The following is an 18,977-nucleotide window of genomic DNA, read 5'->3' on the forward strand; positions in this document are numbered from 1 at the left end:
GATTCTCCTGATGAGGGGGAACACCGGTCAGCACATCCCCGTGGGCTGCGAGGTCTCGCACCGGTTGCCGAGGAACCTGTTGCCGGCTCCGGTCCCCTGGTTGGCCAGGTCCGCCGGCTTGTTGCCCCTCACCTCGTTGTCCTTGATGACGTTGTCGGTGTTCGTGGCGCCCACGAAGCTCTTGAAGAGCAGGATTCCGCCGGACAGCGGCGAGGCGCCCACGTTGCCGCGGATCGAATTCGAACGGATGAGCGTCTCTTCGGCGCCGGTGAGGACGATGCCGGCGCCCTGGATGTCGGGGAGGCGGGTGTTGCCCCGGCAGAACTTGTTGTTGTCGTGGATCCGGTTGCCGCGGATCGTCATGTCCCCGGCGCCCGGCTCGCCCTCGTCCCCCACGACGAAGATCCCGCCGCAGTTCCCGGTGAGCGCGTTGTCGTTGACGGACAGGTTCCGCACCCGCCTGACCGTGACGCCGATCCGGTTCCCGGTCAGCGTGTTGTTGCGGACGACGGCTCCGAGGGTGTCGGTGGCCCCGCCCTCGCGGTCGATGGTGTTGGCGACGAAGATGCCGGACTCAGCGTTGTCGCGGGCGATGTTGTTGCGGAACGCACCCCGGGTGGACCTCTCCTGGGCGATGCCCCAGGTGCCGTTCTTCTCGGCGGTCACCCGCTCGACGGTCATCCGGTCGGTGCGCGAGGCCCAGATGCCGCTCTTCTTGAAGCCCGTCAGCGTCAGCGACCGGATCGCCACCCGGTTGACGGTCTTCTCCGCGGCTCCTATCACGCAGATGCCGTTGCCGGTCTGTGCGCAGGGGCTCTCGGCGCGCGCGGGCAGCGTCGCGGCCGGCGGCGTGATCACGGTGGTCGGCCCGGAACCCCGCAGGGTCAGGGACTTCGTGATGTGCACGCTCTCGTGGTAGGTGCCGGGGAGCACGAGGATGGTGTCTCCCGGCCGTGCGGCGTCCACCGCTTCCTGGATCGATTCTCCCGGATGCACCGTACGTCGGGCCGCGGCGGCCGAAGGGGCTGCCACGCCGAGGCCTGTGGCCATGACGACTGAGATGCATGCGAGGACCGTGAGCTGTCGGTTCGTCACGATTTTGAAGTTATGGGCGATCAGGTCCGGCCGCCACACCGGGTAAGCGGATGGATACATACCGCGGGCAAACGGGCTCATTTCGAGGTCCGGACGGGTGGCCGCCCGCGCGTCGCCTTGGCAGGCCGGCGAGCGGCGCCCGCGGCGGGGCCCGCGCGACCGCCCGATCGGAACCGGTACACCGGTGCGACCGCAAATTGACTGTCCGTCCGACCCCCGCTGTAGCCTGGGAACCACCGTCTCGCCGCCTGAGCGCATGGCCATGGGGGATGTCTTGGGGGATTCGGACGACCGGCCGGACACCGGTCACGTGTACGCATCCGACGACGCCGGCACCCTGCCGTTCCCTGCCCGGCTGAGACGTCTGCGGATGCAACGCGGCATGTCGCTGGCCGACCTGGCCCGCCGCACGCACTACAGCAAGGGCTACCTCAGCAAGATCGAGACGGGCTCGAAGCGCGTGACCGCGGACGTGGCCCGGCGCTGCGACGAGGTGCTCCGGGCCGAGGGCGAACTGCTGCGCCTGGTCCAGGAGACGCCACCGTCCGGCCCCGGCTCCGCGCCCGGAGAGGCGCGGCCGGAGGCCGGCGCGTGCCCGTACCGGGGCCTGCCGGCCTTCACCGCGCAGGACGCGGGCTGGTACTTCGGCCGCGAGCGGGCCACGGCCGAGCTGGTCGAGCGGGTCTTCGAGCGGATCGGCAGCGGCCCGCTGATGGTGGTCGCCCCCTCCGGCGCGGGCAAGTCCTCCCTGCTCAACGCGGGCCTCGTCCCGGCGCTCCGGCGCGTCGGCGGCTTCCCGATGCCGGGCGCCGAGACCTGGCCGGTGGTGCGGTTCACCCCCACGGCCCACCCGCTGGAGGAGCTGCTGGTGTGCGCCGCGAAGGTGCTGGACGGCGATCTCGGCCTCGATGCCCGCGAGTTACGGGAACGGCCGCAGGCGCTCCTGGAAGCCGTCCGCCGGCTCTCGGAGGCCGCCCCCGGCCCGGCCGGCGGAGGGGACGGGGAGCGGGACGGCGACCGGCAGGCCCCGCCGGTCCGGCCCGTGCTGATCGTCGATCAGTTCGAGGAGCTGTTCACCCTCTGCTCCGACGAGGACGAGCGGCACGCCTTCGCCCGGGTGCTGTCGGCCCTGTCCACGTCCCGGACGGCCGCGGACGGGCCCGATCCGGCCGTCGTGGTGCTCGGCGTCCGGGCGGACTTCACCGGCAGCTGCCTGGACCTGCCCGACCTGGCCCCGGCCTTCGCCTCGGGGCTCTTCGTCCTGCCCCCGATGTCCCTGGCGGAGCTCCGGGAGTCGATCACGCGCCCGGCGGAACTCGCCGGGGTCACCCTGGAACCGGGGCTGGTCCCCCTGCTGCTGCGCGACGCCGGGCTGCGCGAGGACGCCCCCGGCCACACGCCCTCCGGCGTGCTGCCGCTGGTCTCCCACGCCCTGATGGCCACCTGGCAGCAGAGGACCGGATCCACCCTGACGGTCGCCGGGTACGAACGGACCGGCGGCATCCAGGGGGCCATCGCACGGACGGCCGAGACCGTCTTCGCCCGCCTGTACCCGGCCGAGCAGCGCACGATCCGCCGTGTCCTGGTCCGGCTGGTCCACGTCGCGGACGGCGCGGCCGTGACCCGCCGCCGGATGGACCGGACGGCGCTGCCGGAGCAGCCGACCGGTACGCACCGGGCCGCGGCGGTGCTCGACACCTTCGTCCGGGCGCGGCTGGTCACCATGGACCGCGACACCGTCGAGATCACCCACGAGGCCCTGCTGCACGCCTGGCCGCGGCTGCGCGGCTGGATCCGCGCCGACCGGGCCGGCCTGCTGATCCACCAGCAGCTGGCGCACGCCGCCGCCGAGTGGGAGCACGAGGACCGCGATCCGTCGGCCCTCTACCGCGGGACCCGGCTGGAGACCGCCCGGTCGTGGGCCGACGAGCTCGACGGCCGGAGCCGGCTCGGCCCGCACGAGGAGGACTTCCTGCGGGCCAGCCAGGCCGGGGAGGACGCCCGGGAGCGGCAGGCACGGCGGCACGTGCGGCTGCGGCAGCGGATGCTGGCCACGCTGGTGGTCCTGCTGGTGCTGGCGGTGGGCGCGGGCGGGCTGGCGTACGAGCAGCGCGCGGGCGCGCTCGGCCAGGAGCGCGTCGCCCGCTCGCGCGCGCTGGCCCTGCAGTCCGCCTCGCTGGCGGCGGGCCAGCCCGAGCGGTCGATGCGGCTCGCCGCGGAGGCCTACCGGACCTCGCCCACGACCGAGGCGCGCGGGGCGCTGTTGAGCACCCAGTCCCAGCCGTTCGTCGCCCGGCTCGGCGGGCACGGCGGTCCGGTGAACGCGGTGGCCTTCGCCCCGGGGAACGGCGAGCTGGCGACGGCCAGTTCGGACGGCTCGGTGACCCTGCGGCGGGTGGCCGACCGCCGTACGACGGCGTCCTTCACCCTGCCCGGGCGGGTCCGGGCCGTCGCCTTCAGCCCCGACGGCCGCATCCTCGCGGCCACCTCCACGGACGGCCCGGCCCGACTGTGGGACGTCACCGGCCGGCGGACGGCCGCGGTCCTGGCGCCGGAGACCACCGGCGCCCGGGCCGTCGCCTTCGCGCCCGACGGGCGGACGCTGGCCGTCGCGGCCCCCGACGGGACCGTACGGCTGTGGGAGACGGCGGGCGAGCACCGGGCGGTGGCCTCCCTCGAAGGCCACACGGGCCGGGTCAACGCCCTGGCGTACGCGCCGGACGGCCGCACGCTCGTATCGGCCGGGGCCGACCGGACCGTGCGGCTGTGGGACCCGGTGGCCGCCCGGCCGCTGGCCGTCCTCGCCGGGCACACGGACGAGGTGCTCGGCGCGGCGTTCGCGCCGGACGGGCGGAGCGTCGCCACCGGGGGCGTCGACCGGACCGTGCGGCTGTGGGACGTGGCCGGGCGGCGGACGACCGCCACGCTGACGGGACACAGCGACGACGTCAACGGCGTGGCGTACACCCCGGACGGGACGACGGTCGTCAGCGCGGGCGGCGACGGGACGACCCGGCTGTGGGACGTGCGCGCCGGCCGGCTGACGGCGACCCTCGCCGGGCACACCGACTACGTGCTCGGGGTGGCGGTCGACCCGGCCGGGACCCTGCTGGCCACGGCCGGTTTCGACCAGTCGGTGGTGCTGTGGGACCTGCGCGGCCAGGTGCTGACCTCGCGCCCGTTCACCGAGGTCTGGCACGCCGCGTACAGCCCCGACGGGAGACTGCTGGCGACCGCCGAGGCGGATCACGCGGTGCGGCTGTGGGACGTGGCGCAGCGCAGGGTGGTGGCCACGTTCGCCGGGCACACCGAGACGGTGTTCTCGGTGGCCTTCGCCCCCGACGGGCGGACGCTGGCCTCGGCGGGCTCGGACGGCACGGTCCGGTTGTGGGACCTCGCGGCGCGCGGCCCGGCCGGCACCCTGACCGGCCAGGGCGGCACCGTGTTCTCGCTGGCCTTCGCCCCGGACGGGCGGACCCTGGCCTCCGCCGGTTCGGACGGCACGGTGCGGCTGTGGGACGTGGCCGCGCGCGGCTCCCTCGCCGTGCTCCCGGGCCATACGGACTTCGCCAACGACGTGGCGTTCAGCCCCGACGGACGCACCCTGGCGAGCGCCGGCGACGATCTGACCGTACGGGTGTGGGACGTGGCCGCGCGCCGGCAGCTGGCCGCGCTCACCGGCCATACGGGGGCGGTGCGGGGCGTCGCCTTCAGCCCGGACGGCCGGACCCTCGCCAGCAGCGGCAACGACGGGACCGTACGGCTGTGGGACGCCCGCCGCCGGCGCTTCGAGGCGGCGCTCACCGGCCACACCGGCTCCGCGCGGGGCCTCGCCTTCTCCCCCGACGGCCGGACCCTCGCCAGCAGCGGCAACGACCGCACGGTGCGGCTGTGGGAGGTGGCCGGCCGCCGTCCGGTGGCCGCGCTGGCCGGTCACACCAGCGCGGTCTGGGGGGTCTCCTTCTCCCCCGACGGACGGACGGTGGCGAGCAGCAGCACCGACGGCACCGTACGGCTGTGGAGCGTGGACGTCGGGGCCCGGCTTGCGGAGATCTGCCGGGTCTCCCCCGGCCCGGCCTGCCCGCGCGGCCGCTGAACGCCCCGGCCCGGCGCGGGTCTTCTAGCCGCCGTCGCGGACGGCGACGATGCCGTTGAAGACGCCGACGTACGCGGTCCCGTCGGGTCCGAGGGTGATCGGTGCCCAGTTGTTGTCGTACAGCGGGCCGGTGCCGGTGAGCTGCCGCCAGCGGCGCTCGCCGGTGCGGAAGTCCACCGCGGTGAGGTACCAGGCGTCGATGCCCCAGGCGTTGGGCTCCTTTTCGTAGAAGTAGAGCAGCCCGTTCGCGGTGGAGAGCTTGGGGACCACGGAGGGCGCGCGGACCGGGCTCTGCCACACCGTGTCGCAGCCGCTGCCGTCGGCGCGCACGTCGATGCGGGAGGCGCCGCCGACGACGGACTTGCCCAGCAGCAGGGTGGTGACGTTCTCGTAGCCGTAGTTGTTCTCGACGACGATGCTGTTGCCCCAGGTGATCAGGGAGTTGTCGGTGGTCGAGGCGCCCGGTCCGAACACCGGCACCGTGCAGACGAGCCGCCGGTCGGCCGGGACGTCGGCGCCCCGCCGGTAGACCAGGACGTTCATCCGGTCGTCGGCGTTGTCGGTGATGGCGACGTAGCCGTCGCCGAAGAGGTCCGGCGTGGTGCCGGAACCCTGGTTCACGGAGCCGGGTTTGGTGCCGGTGCCGCGGTCGTAGGTCTGGCGCCACCGCACCTCGGGGGTTCCGTCGGCGGCGGCGCGGAAGCTGTAGAGCGCGTGGTCGGAGACGATGGAGACGCCGTCCTCGGCGACGGAGAAGGAGTTCTGGATCTCCTCGCCGGCCAGCCGGACGGAACGGATCTGCGAGGTCGCCGGCTCGACGGTGCCGACGCGGCCCTGCCGGGTGACCCACCAGATGCGGCCGTTCCAGTCGGGCATCACGGAAGTGACGGGGTCACAGGTGCCGCTGGGCCGCAGGTTGGTCCAGGTGACGCAGTCGTGCGGCACCTGGCCGGTGAGGTCCCAGTCGTCGTCGACGGTGAACTTCCAGCTGCCGTCGGGGTTCCGGGAGTGGGAGAGCCGCAGGATGTGCTGGCGGGAGTCGGCCAGCACGGCCCGGTCCTGGTCGTCCAGGTAGAAGTAGGCGCCGCCCGAGGTGTCCTTGAAGATCTTCGAGAAGTCGAGGGAGGTGATCGCCTCGACCGTCGAGGAACGCTGCGGGAGCTGGTACTCCGCGAGGGTGGCGAGCGTACGGGGCTCGAGGAGCTTGACCTTGAACCCGGAGAAGGTGCCGCACACCGTGACGAGCCGGCCGCCCGCGTCGAAGGTGGCGGTGGCGCACTCGCCGCCGAGGGCGGCGATCTTCTCGCTGGTCACCTTCGGGTTCCTGCCGAGCGGCCCGGACCAGGGCGACGTGGCGCTGCCGGCCGCGTCGGAGTGCATGCCGCTGCGGCCGTTGGGCGCCAGGTAGGGGTGCTGCGGCGGGGCCTCGCCGGGCAGGGGCGCGGGGGCCGCGGGGGCGCCGTCGTAGTGGCTGACCAGCCGGTGGCCGGGGGCCTTCGGTATCTCCTCCGCATGGGCGGGCGTGACCCCGGACATCACCGTGAATGCGGCGACGACCGGTGCCACGGCGCAGTGCAGGGCTCTTCGGAACATCCGGACCGCCTCCGTGTCTCTTCGGTGTTGTTGACATCGCGTCTGATGTCGCGCCGCCGCCAGACGCTAGATCGCGCTGCCCGAAGAGTCCATGCAGGAGCCGGATGATTCACGAACGCGCAACAGTTGGTGATCTCCGTACTAGGGCTTGAGGCTGGAGACCACGTTCGCGGTGGCCGTCAGGCCGTCGTGGATGGTCGCCGCCATGCTGCTGCTCGCGAGGTAGAAGCCGAGCAGCACGCAGACGAGGGCGTGGGAGAACTTGAGGCCGCCGCTGCGCAGGAAGATCCACGCGAGGACGAGGAGCAGGACGACCACGGAGAGCGAAATCACCATCGAAACCTCCTTACTCGCCGCCATGGTGGCGCAGAGAGGGGTGCCGTCGGGCGAAAGACGTGTCGGCCGTACGGGTGTTGACCGTCCGTGATGGCCGGTCAGTCCTTGACGATCTCGTTCCAGTGCGTCGTACGGTCGCACCAGCGCTCCAGCAGCACCGGGTCGTGGCCGACGGCGAGGAGGCCCGCTCCGGACTCGGCGCGGTAGTCCTCGACCACTCCGACCAGCGCGGCGGTGGTGGAGGCGTCCAGCATCGCGGTCATCTCGTCGCAGACCAGCCAGCGCGGCCGGAGCACCAGGGCCCGGGCCAGGCAGGCGCGTTGCAGCTGGCCGTCGCTGACCTCGTGGGGGCGGCGCGCGAGCAGATCGGGGCCGAGGCCGACACGCCGCGTCAACTCCGCGACCCGTTCTTCGGCTTCGGCGCGCCGTCCCGTGGCCCGGAGGGGCTCGGCGACGAGATCGCGCAGCCGCAGGCGGGGGTCGGCGGAGAGCCGGGGCTGCTGGAAGACGACGCCCACGCTGACGCGCAGCGAGCGCGGGGCCCGGTGGCGGAAGCCCGTCACGGTCCGGCCGTCGAGGGCCACGGTCCCGCCGTCGGGGCGGTGCAGCAGGGCGGCGACCCGGGCGAGGGTGGACTTGCCGCAGCCGCTGGGCCCCAGCAGGCCGAGGGATTCGCCGGGGCGCAGGGTCAGGTTCGCCCCGCGCACGGCGGGGGCGTGGCGGTCGTAGCCCGCGGTGATGTCCGTGAGCTCAAGCATGGTGGCAGGCCACCCCTTCGGTGAGCCGGGGCCGCAGGGCGCGGCACTGCGGGTCGGCGGCCGGGCAGCGGGCGGCGAAGGCGCAGCCGTCCGGCAGGGCGCCGAGTTCGGGCGGAGCGCCGGGAACGGGCGCGAAGGCGCGCTCGGGCAGCGCGTCGAGCAGGCCGCGCGCGTAGGGGTGGCGGGGGCCGGGCTCGCCGAAGAAGGCTTTGGCCGGGGCGAGTTCCACGATCCGACCGGCGTACATGACGGCGACGGTGTCGGCGATCCGCTCGGCCGCCGCGAGGTCGTGCGTGATCATCAGCAGCGCCCGGCCGGTGTCGCGGGTGTGGGCGCGCAGTTCGTCGACGGTGCGGTGGACGAGGTCCCGGTCCAGGCCCGTGGTCGGTTCGTCGGCCAGGAGCAGCGGCGCGTCGCCGACGAGGGCGAGGGCGGTGGCGGCCCGTTGGGCGAGTCCGCCGGAGAGCTGGTGCGGGTGGTGGTCGAGATGGCTCGCGGGGAAGGCGGCACGTTCGGCGGCCGCCTCGGCGGCCTCGCGCAGCGCGGGCTTCGGCACCCCGGTGAGTGCCCGGACGGTCTCCTCCAGCTGGGCGCGGATGGTGCGGACCGGGGTGAGGTGCGCGGCCGGGCTCTGCGGGACCAGGCCGATGCGGCGGCCCCGCACGGTCCTGGCCAGGGTCCGCTCGTCGGCGGCGAGCACGTCCAGGCCGTCGGCGAGCAGGGCGGATCCGGCGGTCTCGGCGTTGCCGGGGAGCAGTCCGAGCAGCGCGGAGGCCAGTACGGACTTGCCGCAGCCGCTCTCGCCCACCAGGGCCAGGCACTGGCCGGGCCCGAGGTCGAAGCAGGCGTCGGTGACGGCCTCGACGAAGCGGCCGCGGGGCATCCGGAAGCGGACGGAGAGCTGCTCGACGCGGAGCACGGGCGGGGAGGTCACAGGGTCAGCTCCGAGCGGCGCCGGGGGCTCTGCCGGTCGCGCCAGGCTCCGGCGAGGCCGGCGATCGCCAGCGTCGGGATGATCAGGAGGAGGCCGGGGAAGAGCGTGGGCCACCAGTCCCCGGCGAGCAGCGAGCCGCGCGCGGTCTGCACCAGGTTGCCCAGGCTGGCCTGGTGGGAGGGCAGGCCCAGGCCCAGGAAGGACAGGGCCGACTCGTGCCACATCGCGTGCGGGACCATCATCACCGCGGCGAGGCCCGCCTGCGGGAGGACGCCCGGCACCAGGTGCCGTACGGTCACCCGCCAGCGCGAGGCGCCGCCGGACACGGCGGCGTCCACGTAGGGCCGGGCGCGCAGGGACAGCACCTCCGCCCGGACGATGCGGGCGGTGGACAGCCAGTGGGTCACGGCCACGGAGACGACCACGGGCCAGACGCCGGGGCGGAACACGGCCACGATGAAGATCCCCAGCAGCAGGTGCGGGATCGAGGACAGCGTGTCCACGGCCCGCATGACCAGCCGGTCCACCCAGCCGCCGAGCGCGCCCGCGGCGGCGCCGACGGCCGTGCCGATGACCGTGGCCACGAGCGCCGCGACCAGGCCGACCAGCAGGGAGACCCGCAGTCCGTACACGCAGCGCAGCAGCAGGTCGCGCCCGACGTCGTCGGTGCCGAACGGGTGGGCCCACGACGGTGGCTGGAGCTTTGCCGACAAGTCGACGGCCTGCTGGTCCAGTTGCACCAGCGGCGGGACCAGCAGCACGGCCAGCACGATCAGCGCCACGGTCACCGCCGAGGCGCGGACGCGCAGGGTGCGCGTCGAGCGCCGGGCCCGGCCCCGCGACCGCCAGGTCACCTCAGCCATCGAAGCCCACCCTCGGGTCCGCGAGCCCGTACATCAGGTCGGACAGCAGGTTTCCGGCCAGCACGGCGGCGGTGGCCAGGACCGTCAGCGCGGCCAGCAGCGGGAAGTCCACCGAAGTGGCCGCCTGGACGGTGGCCGCGGCGACGCCCGGCCAGCTGAAGACGGTCTCCACCAGCAGCGCGCCGGTGATCAGCTCAGGCACCCGGGAGCCGACCAGCGTCAGCATCGGCAGCATGCCGGAGCGCAGCCCGTGCCCGAGCAGGACGGTCCGCTCGGCCAGCCCCCGCGCCCGGGCGCCCCGTACGGGGTCCTCTTCCAGCGCGTCGGCGACGCCCTGGCGGACGTACAGGAAGAACCAGGGCAGCTGAGAGACGCCCAGAACCAGCGCGGGGAGCACCAGGTGGGAGGCGACCTGCCCGAAGGTCACCGTATCGCTGCCCGCGTCGGTCAGGCCGCCCGAGGGCAGCACGCCGAGCCGGACGGAGAAGAACCAGATGGCCAGCAGGCCCAGCCAGAAGGCCGGGGCGGCTTCGAGGGTGTAGGCGAGCGAGGACACGCACCGGTCCAGCCACCCGCCCTGGCGGCGCGCGGCGAGCACCCCGAGGGCCGTGCCGGCCAGCACGGCGACCGCGAAGGCGCAGCCGGCGAGCAGCGCCGACCAGCCGACCCGTTCGGCGATCACGTCGGCGACGGGCTGGCGCATCACGGCGGAGGTGCCGAGGTCGCCGGTGAGGGCCGAGGTGAGCCACTCCCACCAGCGGGCGACCAGCGGCTGGTCCACGCCGAGGTTGGCCCGCAACTGGTCGAGCTGCTCCTGCGAGGCGGTGAGGCCCGCGGTGCCGGCGTAGGCCTTGACGGGGTCGAAGGGGGACATCGCGGCGACGGCGAAGACACCGAAGGTGACGACGAGCAGGACGGGGGCGGCGGACAGGGCCCGCCGCCCGGCCATGCGCGCCATCGCACCCCAGGGGAGGCGGACGGAGCGGGGGGTCACGCGGCTCGGCTCACTTCTGCTTCGGCTTCCAGCTCTCGACGTTCCACCAGGGGCCGGAGCCGAGGCCGTGGTCGTGGGGTTCGACCTGGGTGGCGGGTCCGTCCCACTTGTCGTTCACGACGTACAGGTGGTCGATGTGGGTGAGGAAGACGTAGCCCGGGTCCTTCACGAGCTCGCGCTGCACGGCGTCGTACGCGGCCTTGCGCGCGGCCGGGTCGCCGCTGCGCCGCCCTTCGACGAGGGCGGCGTCCACGGCCGGGTTGGCGTACCAGGCCATGTTGTTGAAGCCGTCGCCGCCGAGCGAGGAGGTGAGCAGCTGGTACTGGTCGAAGTCGGGGTCGGCCGGGGAGCCGCCCCCCGCGAGGACGGCCTCGGTCTTCATCCGCGGCTCGATGACCTCCCAGGTCCCGGCTTCGGTCCTGACCTCGATGCCGGCCTTCTTGGCGTCGGAGGCGAAGGCCAGCGCGTGGTCCTGGCGGATCTTGTCGCCGGAGGTGTACCAGAGCGGGAAGGAGGCACGCACCCCGTCCTTGGCGCGGATGCCGTCCTCGCCGGGCTTCCAGCCGGCGTCGTCGAGGATCTTCTTCGCGCGGTCGAGGTCGTGGGCGCGCTCCGTGCCGGCGGTGAACCACGGGCTGTCGGTCGGGACCGGCCCGTAGGCGGCCTTGCCCGCGCCGTCGAGGAGCTTGTCGACCATGGCCTTGCGGTCCACGGCGGTGTCCAGGGCCCGGCGGACCGCGGGGTCGCCGGTGACCTCGTGGTGCGTCGGCAGGGTCACGTTGCGGTAGTCGAAGGTCTTGGCCGCATGGGTCTTGCGCGCCTTGTCCCCCTCGAAGCCCTTGGCGAGGTTCGGCGGGAGGATCGCGCCGTCCAGCTCGCCGGAGCGCAGCCGGGTGGCGCGGACGTCGTCGTCCTTGACGACGGCCATGGTGAACCTCTTCACCGCCGGCTCGCCGCCCCAGTAGCCGGGGTTGGCCTTGAAGCTGAGCTTCTCGCCCTTGGACCAGGCCGTGAGCAGGTACGGACCGGTGCCGACGGGGTGGGTGGTGAAGTCGCCGCTGTTGACGTCCTGGCCGCCCGCGATGTGCTCGGGGGCGATCGGCAGCACGGTCCGCTCGGCGAACGGCGCGTAGGGGTACTTCAGCGCGAAGACCACCGTGTCCTCGCCGCGCGCTTCGACGCCCGCGATGGCGTCGAGCTCGGTCTTGGACGCGTTGTTCGTCTTCGCGTCGAGGATCGTGCGGTAGGTGAAGACGACGTCCTTGGCGGAGAAGGCCGCCCCGTCGCTGAACTTCACGCCCTGGCGCAGCTTATAGGTGTAGGTGAGCCCGTCCGCGGAGACCTCCGGCAGGGCCTCGGCGAGCGCCGGCTTCAGCTTCATGTCCGCGTCGTGCGTCAGGAGCCCGTCGAAGATCTTGGAGTTGCCGTCCTTGCCGTAGCCGAGCAGCGGACTGAGGCTCTCCGGCTCGGTCGCGATGCCGACGACGACGGAGTCCGCGCCTCCGGGCCCGCCCGCGGCGCCCCCTCCGGGCTTCGAGCAGGCCGCCAGGCCCGTGATGAGTGCGGCGGCCAGCGTCGCCGTGGCCATTCCCCGTACGGTCCGGGCCGTCATGCTCTGCACATCCCTGTTCACGATCATCTTTTATTGCAACATCACCTTTTATTGCAAAGAGATCGCAATAATGCCAGACAAGAGCAGAAGAAGACGAACCGGTCCACATGGGCCGCCGTCGCCGCACGGGTCTTGCCCGGCCCGCGTCCCGCGTGCCATATATGTCTAGACCTTTACGCGGAAGCGGAGGAAGGCATCCCGTGCGACGCACCGCCCCCCTGCTCATGCTCTGCCTGGCCCTCGCCGGCCCGTCCGTGACCGCCGCCTGCTCCGCGCCCGACACCGAGCCGCCGCCCGCCCCCGCCGGGCTCACCGCACAGGCCTCCAGCTCCACCACCGTGCACGTGATGTGGGAGGCGGCGGCGCAGGGCGACGGGGTGAGCGTCTACCAGGTCTTCGAGACCGGCCGCCTGGTCCGCGAACTCCCCGCCGAGAAGACGATGGTGGACATCACCGGCCTCGCCCCGCAGACCGGCTACGCCTTCACGGTCCGCGCCAAGGACGCGGCCGGGAACCTCTCCGGAGCCGGCCCGGAGGTCCGGACGACCACCCCGGCGGCCAAGGCCGAGGACCTCCGGCCGCCCACCGCCCCGGCGACCGCCACCGCCCGGGCCACCGGCCCCCGCGCCGCCTGGGTGTCCTGGTCCGCCGCGACGGACGACACCGGCGTGACGGCGTACGACGTCTACCAGGGCGGGGTCCGGATCCACAGCGCGGGCCCCGGCGAGAGCGGCACCGCGCTGAGCGGCCTCCAGCCGGACACCGTCTACACCTTCACCGTGCGGGCCCGCGACGGGGCGGACAACTCCTCCCCCGACTCCCCCGCGGTGGACGTGACCACCCCGCCCGCCTCCGGCGGCGGACCGGGCACCGCGCCCGACGGGTTCACCGCCACCGCCTCGCCCGGCACGGTCGTCCTCGGCTGGACCCCGCCGGACACCGGCCGGGAGACGAGCGAGTACGAGCTGTACGTCAACGGACGTCCCACCACCGTCATCCAGTTCGGCAAGGGCGCGGTCCCCAGCGGCCGGGCGGAACACCGGATCACGGTGACCGAGCCGGCCGGTACCGTATGGGCCGTCAAGCTGCGCGCCCGGCTGCCCGACGGGAACTGGGGGGCCTTCTCCGCGGAGCGGACCGTCACCCTCGTGGTGTGAGACCGGACAACGATCCGGCCGAACGGCACTGCCGTGGAAGAAGATCACGCACAATACATCCGTGTTCGGTGAGTACTCGGTCAACAACAGTCAGGCAGGCTCCACGGGTGGCGGCGCTGAGCCAGACTCGGGCGCCGTGCCGGGAAACCTGCCGCCGGAATCGGCGAGCTTCGTCGGCCGGGAGCCCGAACTGGAGCTCCTCGACCGCCTGTTGAACGAACGAAGACTGATCACCCTCACCGGTGTGGGGGGCGTCGGCAAGTCCCGGCTCGCCCTGCGGGCCGCCGCGGCGGCCCGCAGGACACGGCGCGACGGCGTGTGGTGGGTGGAGCTTTCGCCGCTGCGCGACCCCGGGCTGCTCACCGCGACCGTCGCCCACGCCGTCGGACTCGCCGACCACTCCCCGCGCCCCCTCGACGAGGAGCTGTGCGCGTGGATGGCCGACAAGGAGCTCCTGCTCGTCCTCGACACCTGTGAGCACCTCGTGGCCCAGTGCCGGCACCTGGTGGGCGAACTCCTGCAGTCCGCACCCGGGCTGACGGTCCTGACCACCTCGCGGGAGCCCCTCGGCTCCCCCGGCGAGGAGGTCGTCGAGGTCCGGCCGCTGCCCTGCGCGGGGCCCGACAGCGACGCCCTCGCCCTCTTCCGCGCCCGCGCCGTCGCCGCGACCCCGCGGGCCGCGGCCGCCTTCGAGGACCCGGCCCGGACCGCGGTCGCGGCCGAACTGTGCCGCCGCCTCGACGGGATCCCGCTCGCCCTGGAACTGGCCGGCGCCCGGATGCGGCTGTGGACGCTGGAGCAGATGGCCGAGCGGATCGGCCAGCGCTTCGAGGTGCTCACCGACGGCCGGTCCGTGCTGGCACCCCGGCACCGGACGATGCGGACCGCGATCGGCTGGAGCCACGAGCTGTGCGAGCCGCTGGAACGGCTGCTGTGGGCCCGGCTGTCGGTGTTCACCGGGGACTTCGACGTCGCCGCGGCCCGCGCCGTGTGCGCGGGCGGACCGCTGCCCGCCTCCCGGGTGGAGCGGGTGCTGGCGGGCCTGGTCGCCAAGTCGGTGGTGCGCCGCACCGAGGAGCGGGGTGCCGGGGCCCGCTACCGGATGCTGGACACGATCCGCGAGTACGGGCAGGACTGGCTCGGCGAGCTCGGCGAGGCGCGGATCGTCTCCGACCGGCACGCCCACTGGTACGCGGCGCTCTCCCAGGCCGCCGACCGGGGCTGGCTGGGCCCGGGCCAGGTGGACTGGTACCGCAGGATGACCGCCGAGCACGCGCAGCTGCGCACCGCCCTGGAGCACCTGCTCGGCTCCGACCCGGTGGCGGCCCTGGAGATGGCCGGGGCCCTGTGGTTCTACTGGTTCGCGTGCGGGCACGTCCACGAGGGCCGGGCCTTCCTGGAGCGGGCCCTGGGCGGCACGCTGCCCGCGGGAGCCGCCTACAACCAGGCCCAGTGGGCCCTCGGGCTGACCGCCCTGCTCCAGGGGGACCTGGAGCCCGCCCAGCGGATCGGCGAGGAGTGCGCGAAGGGCGCGGCCCGTCTCGCCGACCCCGAACGGGAGCTGCGCGCGGCGTATCTGCACGCCGTGGCGGTGCTGATGCCGGGCGACCCCGTACGGGCCCTCGCGCTGGCCGGTCCGCGGGCGCGGGCGGGCCACGGCGGGCGGACCAGCGGCGCCGGCTGGCTGCTGTGCAAGCTGGCCACCGGCTACGCGCTCTGCGACCTCCGGCGCTTCGACGAGGCGGCCCGGGAGGCGCTGGCCCTGCGGGAGACCTGTGCGGAGCTGGGCGAGCGCTGGCTGCGGGCGTACGCCGACTACATCCTGGCCGTGGCCGCGCTGGGCCTGGGCGACCACGGGGAGGCCGCCCGGCACGTGCGGGCCATGCTGTCGGGCAAACGGCTGCTCGGCGACCGCTTCGGGATCGCGCTGGGCCTGGACGTGCTGGCCGCGGCGGTGGCGGGGCTGGGCGACGGGGAGCTGGCGGCGCGGCTGCTGGGCACCGGTCACGCCTGGTGGCGCACGGTCGGCCGGCCGCAGATGGGCGGCTCGCCCTCACTGACGGCGCTGCGGGACCAGGGTGAGCGCCAGGCCAGGGCGGCGATCGGGGACGCCGCCTACGAGACGGCGTTCCGGGGCGGCGCGGCGGCGCCCACCGGCTGATCGAGGGCCGGTGGGCGGCCGGTGGACCGATGCGGTCGGTGCTCCCGTCAGTACGGGAGGGTTCTGCCCGACGGTGTGCGCAGGTCCAGGTCTCGGGGGGCGGGCTTGGGGACGGGCTTGCGGATCAGCTGCTGGCGCATGCTGCCTCCTCGCTCAGACCAGGGCCGGGCGGCGGGGTTCCACCGTCTGGCCGTCGGGGAGCAGTTCACCGGTGTCGTCGAAGACCATGACGCCGTTGCAAAGCAGGTTCCATCCCTGTTCCGGGTGGGAAGCCACGGTGCGGGCGGCGTCGCGGTCGGCGCTGTCGGCGGGCGGGCAGGGGGGCTGGTGGGAGCACATGGCGCACCTCCTCGCAGAGTGGGGCGGGAGGGCCGGTGGTCACCCGGTCGAATCCGCGATCCACGGTGGCGGTGAGTATTACCGATCGCCACCCCTGGACGGAACCCATATTCGCGGTCCAGTTCAGGGTGTGTATGCCCGATTACCATGCGCTCATGCCCGGTATCCGGATCGTTCACCGCACGTCCCTCGACCCGGCCGGGGCGTGGTCGCGGCTGACGGACTGGGAACGGCACGGGGAACGGGTCCCCCTCACCCGGACGATCATCGAGACGGCGCCTCCGACCGGGGCCGGAACGGTCTTCACGGCGCGCACGGGCGTGGGCAGGATCACATTCGACGACCCCATGGAGGTGGTCGTCTGGCACCCTCCGGCGGAGGGTACGGACGGGTTCGTCCGATTGGTGAAGCGCGGACGGGCCGTGACGGGCTGGGCGGAGATCCGGATCCGACCGCTGCCGGCCGGGGGCAGCGAGATCCACTGGCGCGAGGAACTGCGCCTGCGCGGCCTCCCCCGCGCGCTGGATCCGGCGGTCGCGCTGGCCGGCCGGCTGCTCTTCTCCCGTGTGGTGCGCGGGCTGTTGCGCCGATAGCGATCCTCTAGGGTTCCTCCGTCACCGACCGGTGACGGACGCGAGAGCCGAGGGGGATCTCCGTGGCCACCCCGCCACCGCCGTACCCGCACCAGCCGGCGGGCCCGTACCCGGGACACGCCCCGCAGACCCCGTACGGCGCGCAGGCCCCGTACGCGCCCCAGGCCCCGTACGCTCCGGGCGCCCCGCAGGCCCCGTACGCCCTCACGCCGGAGCAGGGCGCGTACGGCTGCCGCGTCTGCGGGTCGCTGCCCGTGGCGGACACGACGGTGTACGGCCACCAGGGCCTGGTCGTGCTGATGCGGTTCCGGAGCCGCAAGGGGCCGTTCTGCCGCGACTGCGGGGTCGCCACCGTCCGCGAGATGTCGGCGCGGACCCTGTGGCAGGGCTGGTGGAGCCCGCTGTCGCTGATCATCACCCCGATCACCCTGCTGGTGAACCTCGGCCCGTGGGGGAAGCTGTGCCGGCTCGGCCCGCCGGCGGGCGGGGTCATGGCCCCGCTGGACCCCGGCCGGTCGCTGTGGCTGCGGCCGCCCGCGCTGGCCGTCCTCGTACCGCTGGTCCTCTCGGTCCTCGCCGTCCCGACCCTGATCCTCGTCTCCGCGCTGAACGGGGACGACGAGGACACGGTCCTGCGCGTGGGGCAGTGCGTGCGCAACGAGGGCGACTGGAAGAACGAGGCCCTGGTGGTCACCGACTGCAAGGCGGGCTTCGCCCAGTACGAGGTCACCGGGCACCTGGACCACACGGGCGCGCGCTGCGCCGACGGGGAGTACATCACCCACCTCAGGGACCGCCCGGACGGCCCGGCGTCCTCCTGCCTGCGGCCCCTGCCCGTGCGCTAGGACGCACGCCGCCGGGCGCCCCGCGAGGGGGCCCGGCTGCGGCGCCTAGGGCCTGTCGTCAAACTCCCGTCGTCGCCCGGAGGGCGGCCCTGCGGCGTCTGGTGCGTGCTCTCGGTGCGCCGGGCGGAAGCACGCGTACTGGACCTTTGCTTTCGCCCGGTGCGGCGAGAGCGCGTGCCAGGCGTCGCGGGGCAGACGGGAGTTTGACGACAGGCCCTAGCGGATGGGCATGTCCGAGATGGTGCGGGCGATCACCAGCCGCTGGATCTCGCTGGTCCCCTCGAAGATCGTGTAGATGGCGCTGTCCCGGTGCATGCGCTCCACCGGGTACTCGCGGGTGAAGCCGTTGCCGCCGAGGATCTGGACCGCCTGCGCGGTCACCTTCTTGGCGACCTCGCTCGCGAAGAGCTTCGACATGGAACCCTCCGCGGACGTGAAGGGCCGGCCCGCGACCGCCATCCAGGACGCCCGCCACACGAGCAGCCGGGCCGCGTCGATCTGCGTGCGCATGTCGGCGAGCTGGAACGCCACGCCCTGGTTGTCGATGATCGGCCGGCCGAACTGGGTCCGTGTCTTCGCGTAGTCCAGGGCCACCTCGTACGCGGCGCGCGCCGTGCCCACGGCCATCGCGCCGACCGCCGGCCGGGAGGCCTCGAAGGTGGCCATGGCCGCGTTCTTCACGCGCTCGCCCCCGCCGCTGCGGGCCCGCTCGTGGGCCCGCGCGAGCCGCTCGTCGAGCTTCTCCTTGCCGCCGAGCAGGCAGGAGCCGGGGATCCGTACGTCCTCGAGCACCACCTCGGCGGTGTGCGAGGCGCGGATGCCGTGCTTCTTGAACTTCTGTCCCTGGGACAGGCCGGGGGTGTTCGGCGGGACGATGAAGGAGGCGTGGCCCTTGCTGCCCAGCTCGGGATCGACGACCGCGACCACGATGTGCACGTTGGCGATGCCGCCGTTGGTCGCCCAGGTCTTGGTGCCGTTCAGCACCCACTCGTCCTTGGCCTGGTCGTAGACGGCCCGCGTGCGCATGGCGCCGACGTCGGAGCCCGCGTCCGGCTCGGAGGAGCAGAAGGCGGCGACCTTCACGTCGTCCGGCGTGCCGTACATCTGCGGGATCCAGGTGCCGATCTGCTCCTCGGTGCCGTTGGCGACGACGCCGATGGCCGCGAGCCCGGTGCCGACGATCGACAGGGCGATGCCCGCGTCACCCCAGAACAGCTCTTCCATAGCCATCGGGATGCCGAGGCCCGTAGGGTCGAAGAACTGCTGGGCGTAGAAGTCCAGCGAGTAGATGCCGACCTTGGCGGCCTCCTGGATGACGGGCCAGGGAGTCTCCTCGCGTTCGTCCCATTCCGCGGCCGCGGGGCGGATCACGTCGGCGGCGAAGCCGTGGATCCAGTCCCGCACCTGCTTCTGGTCGTCGTTGAGCTCCATGGTGAACTCCGCCATGTCCCCTCCACCTGTCCTGTGCTCGCCCCTGGTGTGTTACTCACGGTAACCCACACGTGGACACAGTATGTTACCGGCCGGTAAGCAGTGTCAAGCGCGGACGGTGCCGAGTGGCCCCGACCTCCGCCGATTCGATCGCGAGGGTGTGCGGGGTG

Annotated in this window: 15 protein-coding genes; 5 read left to right on the forward strand and 10 right to left on the reverse strand. The window is 73.6% G+C overall.

Going from position 1 to position 18,977, the window contains the following annotated elements; all coding sequences use genetic code 11:
- Positions 1-27: 27 nt before the first annotated feature.
- Positions 28-1,095 carry a right-handed parallel beta-helix repeat-containing protein gene (locus tag ACTVZO_RS06630; RefSeq protein WP_443297487.1) on the reverse strand — a complete coding sequence of 356 codons (1,068 nt, stop codon included), beginning with the start codon at positions 1,093-1,095 and terminating at the stop codon, positions 28-30.
- A gap of 310 nt (positions 1,096-1,405) precedes the next feature.
- Between ACTVZO_RS06630 and ACTVZO_RS06635 the strand changes: the two genes are divergently transcribed.
- Positions 1,406-5,191, forward strand: coding sequence for an nSTAND1 domain-containing NTPase (locus tag ACTVZO_RS06635; protein WP_443297488.1), 3,786 nt, complete (start codon positions 1,406-1,408; stop codon positions 5,189-5,191).
- A gap of 24 nt (positions 5,192-5,215) precedes the next feature.
- On the opposite strand, the gene ACTVZO_RS06640 is transcribed toward ACTVZO_RS06635, so the two are convergent.
- The 7 genes from ACTVZO_RS06640 to ACTVZO_RS06670 all read right to left on the reverse strand — a co-directional run bounded on the left by ACTVZO_RS06640 (position 5,216) and on the right by ACTVZO_RS06670 (position 12,281).
- Positions 5,216-6,784: a hypothetical protein gene (locus tag ACTVZO_RS06640; protein ID WP_443297489.1), complete on the reverse strand. Its 1,569-nt coding sequence runs from the start codon at positions 6,782-6,784 to the stop codon at positions 5,216-5,218.
- Positions 6,785-6,925: 141 nt separating this feature from the next.
- Positions 6,926-7,120, reverse strand: coding sequence for a hypothetical protein (locus ACTVZO_RS06645; RefSeq protein WP_443297490.1), 195 nt, complete (start codon positions 7,118-7,120; stop codon positions 6,926-6,928).
- Positions 7,121-7,218: 98 nt separating this feature from the next.
- On the reverse strand, positions 7,219-7,878 hold the full coding sequence (locus tag ACTVZO_RS06650) for an ABC transporter ATP-binding protein (RefSeq protein ID WP_443297491.1): 660 nt from the start codon (positions 7,876-7,878) through the stop codon (positions 7,219-7,221).
- Positions 7,871-8,761 carry an ABC transporter ATP-binding protein gene (locus tag ACTVZO_RS06655; protein ID WP_443303057.1) on the reverse strand — a complete coding sequence of 297 codons (891 nt, stop codon included), beginning with the start codon at positions 8,759-8,761 and terminating at the stop codon, positions 7,871-7,873. The genes ACTVZO_RS06650 and ACTVZO_RS06655 overlap by 8 nt, the downstream gene beginning before the upstream one ends.
- Positions 8,762-8,808: 47 nt before the next feature.
- Positions 8,809-9,675 carry an ABC transporter permease gene (locus ACTVZO_RS06660; RefSeq protein WP_443297492.1) on the reverse strand — a complete coding sequence of 289 codons (867 nt, stop codon included), beginning with the start codon at positions 9,673-9,675 and terminating at the stop codon, positions 8,809-8,811.
- Positions 9,668-10,633 carry an ABC transporter permease gene (locus ACTVZO_RS06665; protein WP_443303058.1) on the reverse strand — a complete coding sequence of 322 codons (966 nt, stop codon included), beginning with the start codon at positions 10,631-10,633 and terminating at the stop codon, positions 9,668-9,670. The genes ACTVZO_RS06660 and ACTVZO_RS06665 overlap by 8 nt, the downstream gene beginning before the upstream one ends.
- Positions 10,634-10,679: 46 nt before the next feature.
- Entirely contained in the window at positions 10,680-12,281 is a 1,602-nt protein-coding gene (locus ACTVZO_RS06670) for an ABC transporter substrate-binding protein (RefSeq protein ID WP_443297493.1), read from the reverse strand.
- A gap of 200 nt (positions 12,282-12,481) precedes the next feature.
- Between ACTVZO_RS06670 and ACTVZO_RS06675 the strand changes: the two genes are divergently transcribed.
- A complete protein-coding gene (locus ACTVZO_RS06675) occupies positions 12,482-13,438 on the forward strand; it encodes a fibronectin type III domain-containing protein (protein WP_443297494.1) in 957 nt (318 codons plus the stop codon).
- A gap of 61 nt (positions 13,439-13,499) precedes the next feature.
- A complete protein-coding gene (locus ACTVZO_RS06680) occupies positions 13,500-15,599 on the forward strand; it encodes an ATP-binding protein (RefSeq protein WP_443297495.1) in 2,100 nt (699 codons plus the stop codon).
- Between the two features lie 153 nt (positions 15,600-15,752).
- Here ACTVZO_RS06680 and ACTVZO_RS06685 read toward each other — a convergent pair whose 3' ends face one another.
- The gene (locus ACTVZO_RS06685; protein ID WP_385060060.1) at positions 15,753-15,938 is read right to left on the reverse strand and encodes a DUF5999 family protein; all 186 of its coding nucleotides are present in this window, start codon (positions 15,936-15,938) and stop codon (positions 15,753-15,755) included.
- A 155-nt stretch (positions 15,939-16,093) separates the two neighbouring features.
- On the opposite strand from ACTVZO_RS06685, the gene ACTVZO_RS06690 reads away from it, so the two are divergent.
- Both ACTVZO_RS06690 and ACTVZO_RS06695 read left to right on the forward strand, forming a co-directional pair.
- Positions 16,094-16,531: an SRPBCC family protein gene (locus ACTVZO_RS06690; protein ID WP_443297496.1), complete on the forward strand. Its 438-nt coding sequence runs from the start codon at positions 16,094-16,096 to the stop codon at positions 16,529-16,531.
- A gap of 62 nt (positions 16,532-16,593) precedes the next feature.
- Entirely contained in the window at positions 16,594-17,376 is a 783-nt protein-coding gene (locus ACTVZO_RS06695) for an LppU/SCO3897 family protein (RefSeq protein WP_443297497.1), read from the forward strand.
- Between the two features lie 216 nt (positions 17,377-17,592).
- Here the strand turns inward: ACTVZO_RS06695 and ACTVZO_RS06700 are convergent, their stop codons facing one another.
- Positions 17,593-18,822, reverse strand: a complete 1,230-nt coding sequence (locus tag ACTVZO_RS06700) for an acyl-CoA dehydrogenase family protein (RefSeq protein ID WP_443297498.1) — start codon at positions 18,820-18,822, stop codon at positions 17,593-17,595.
- Positions 18,823-18,977 lie beyond the last annotated feature (155 nt).

The organism is Streptomyces sp. IBSNAI002, from assembly GCF_052244475.1.
Classification (GTDB): domain Bacteria; phylum Actinomycetota; class Actinomycetes; order Streptomycetales; family Streptomycetaceae; genus Streptomyces.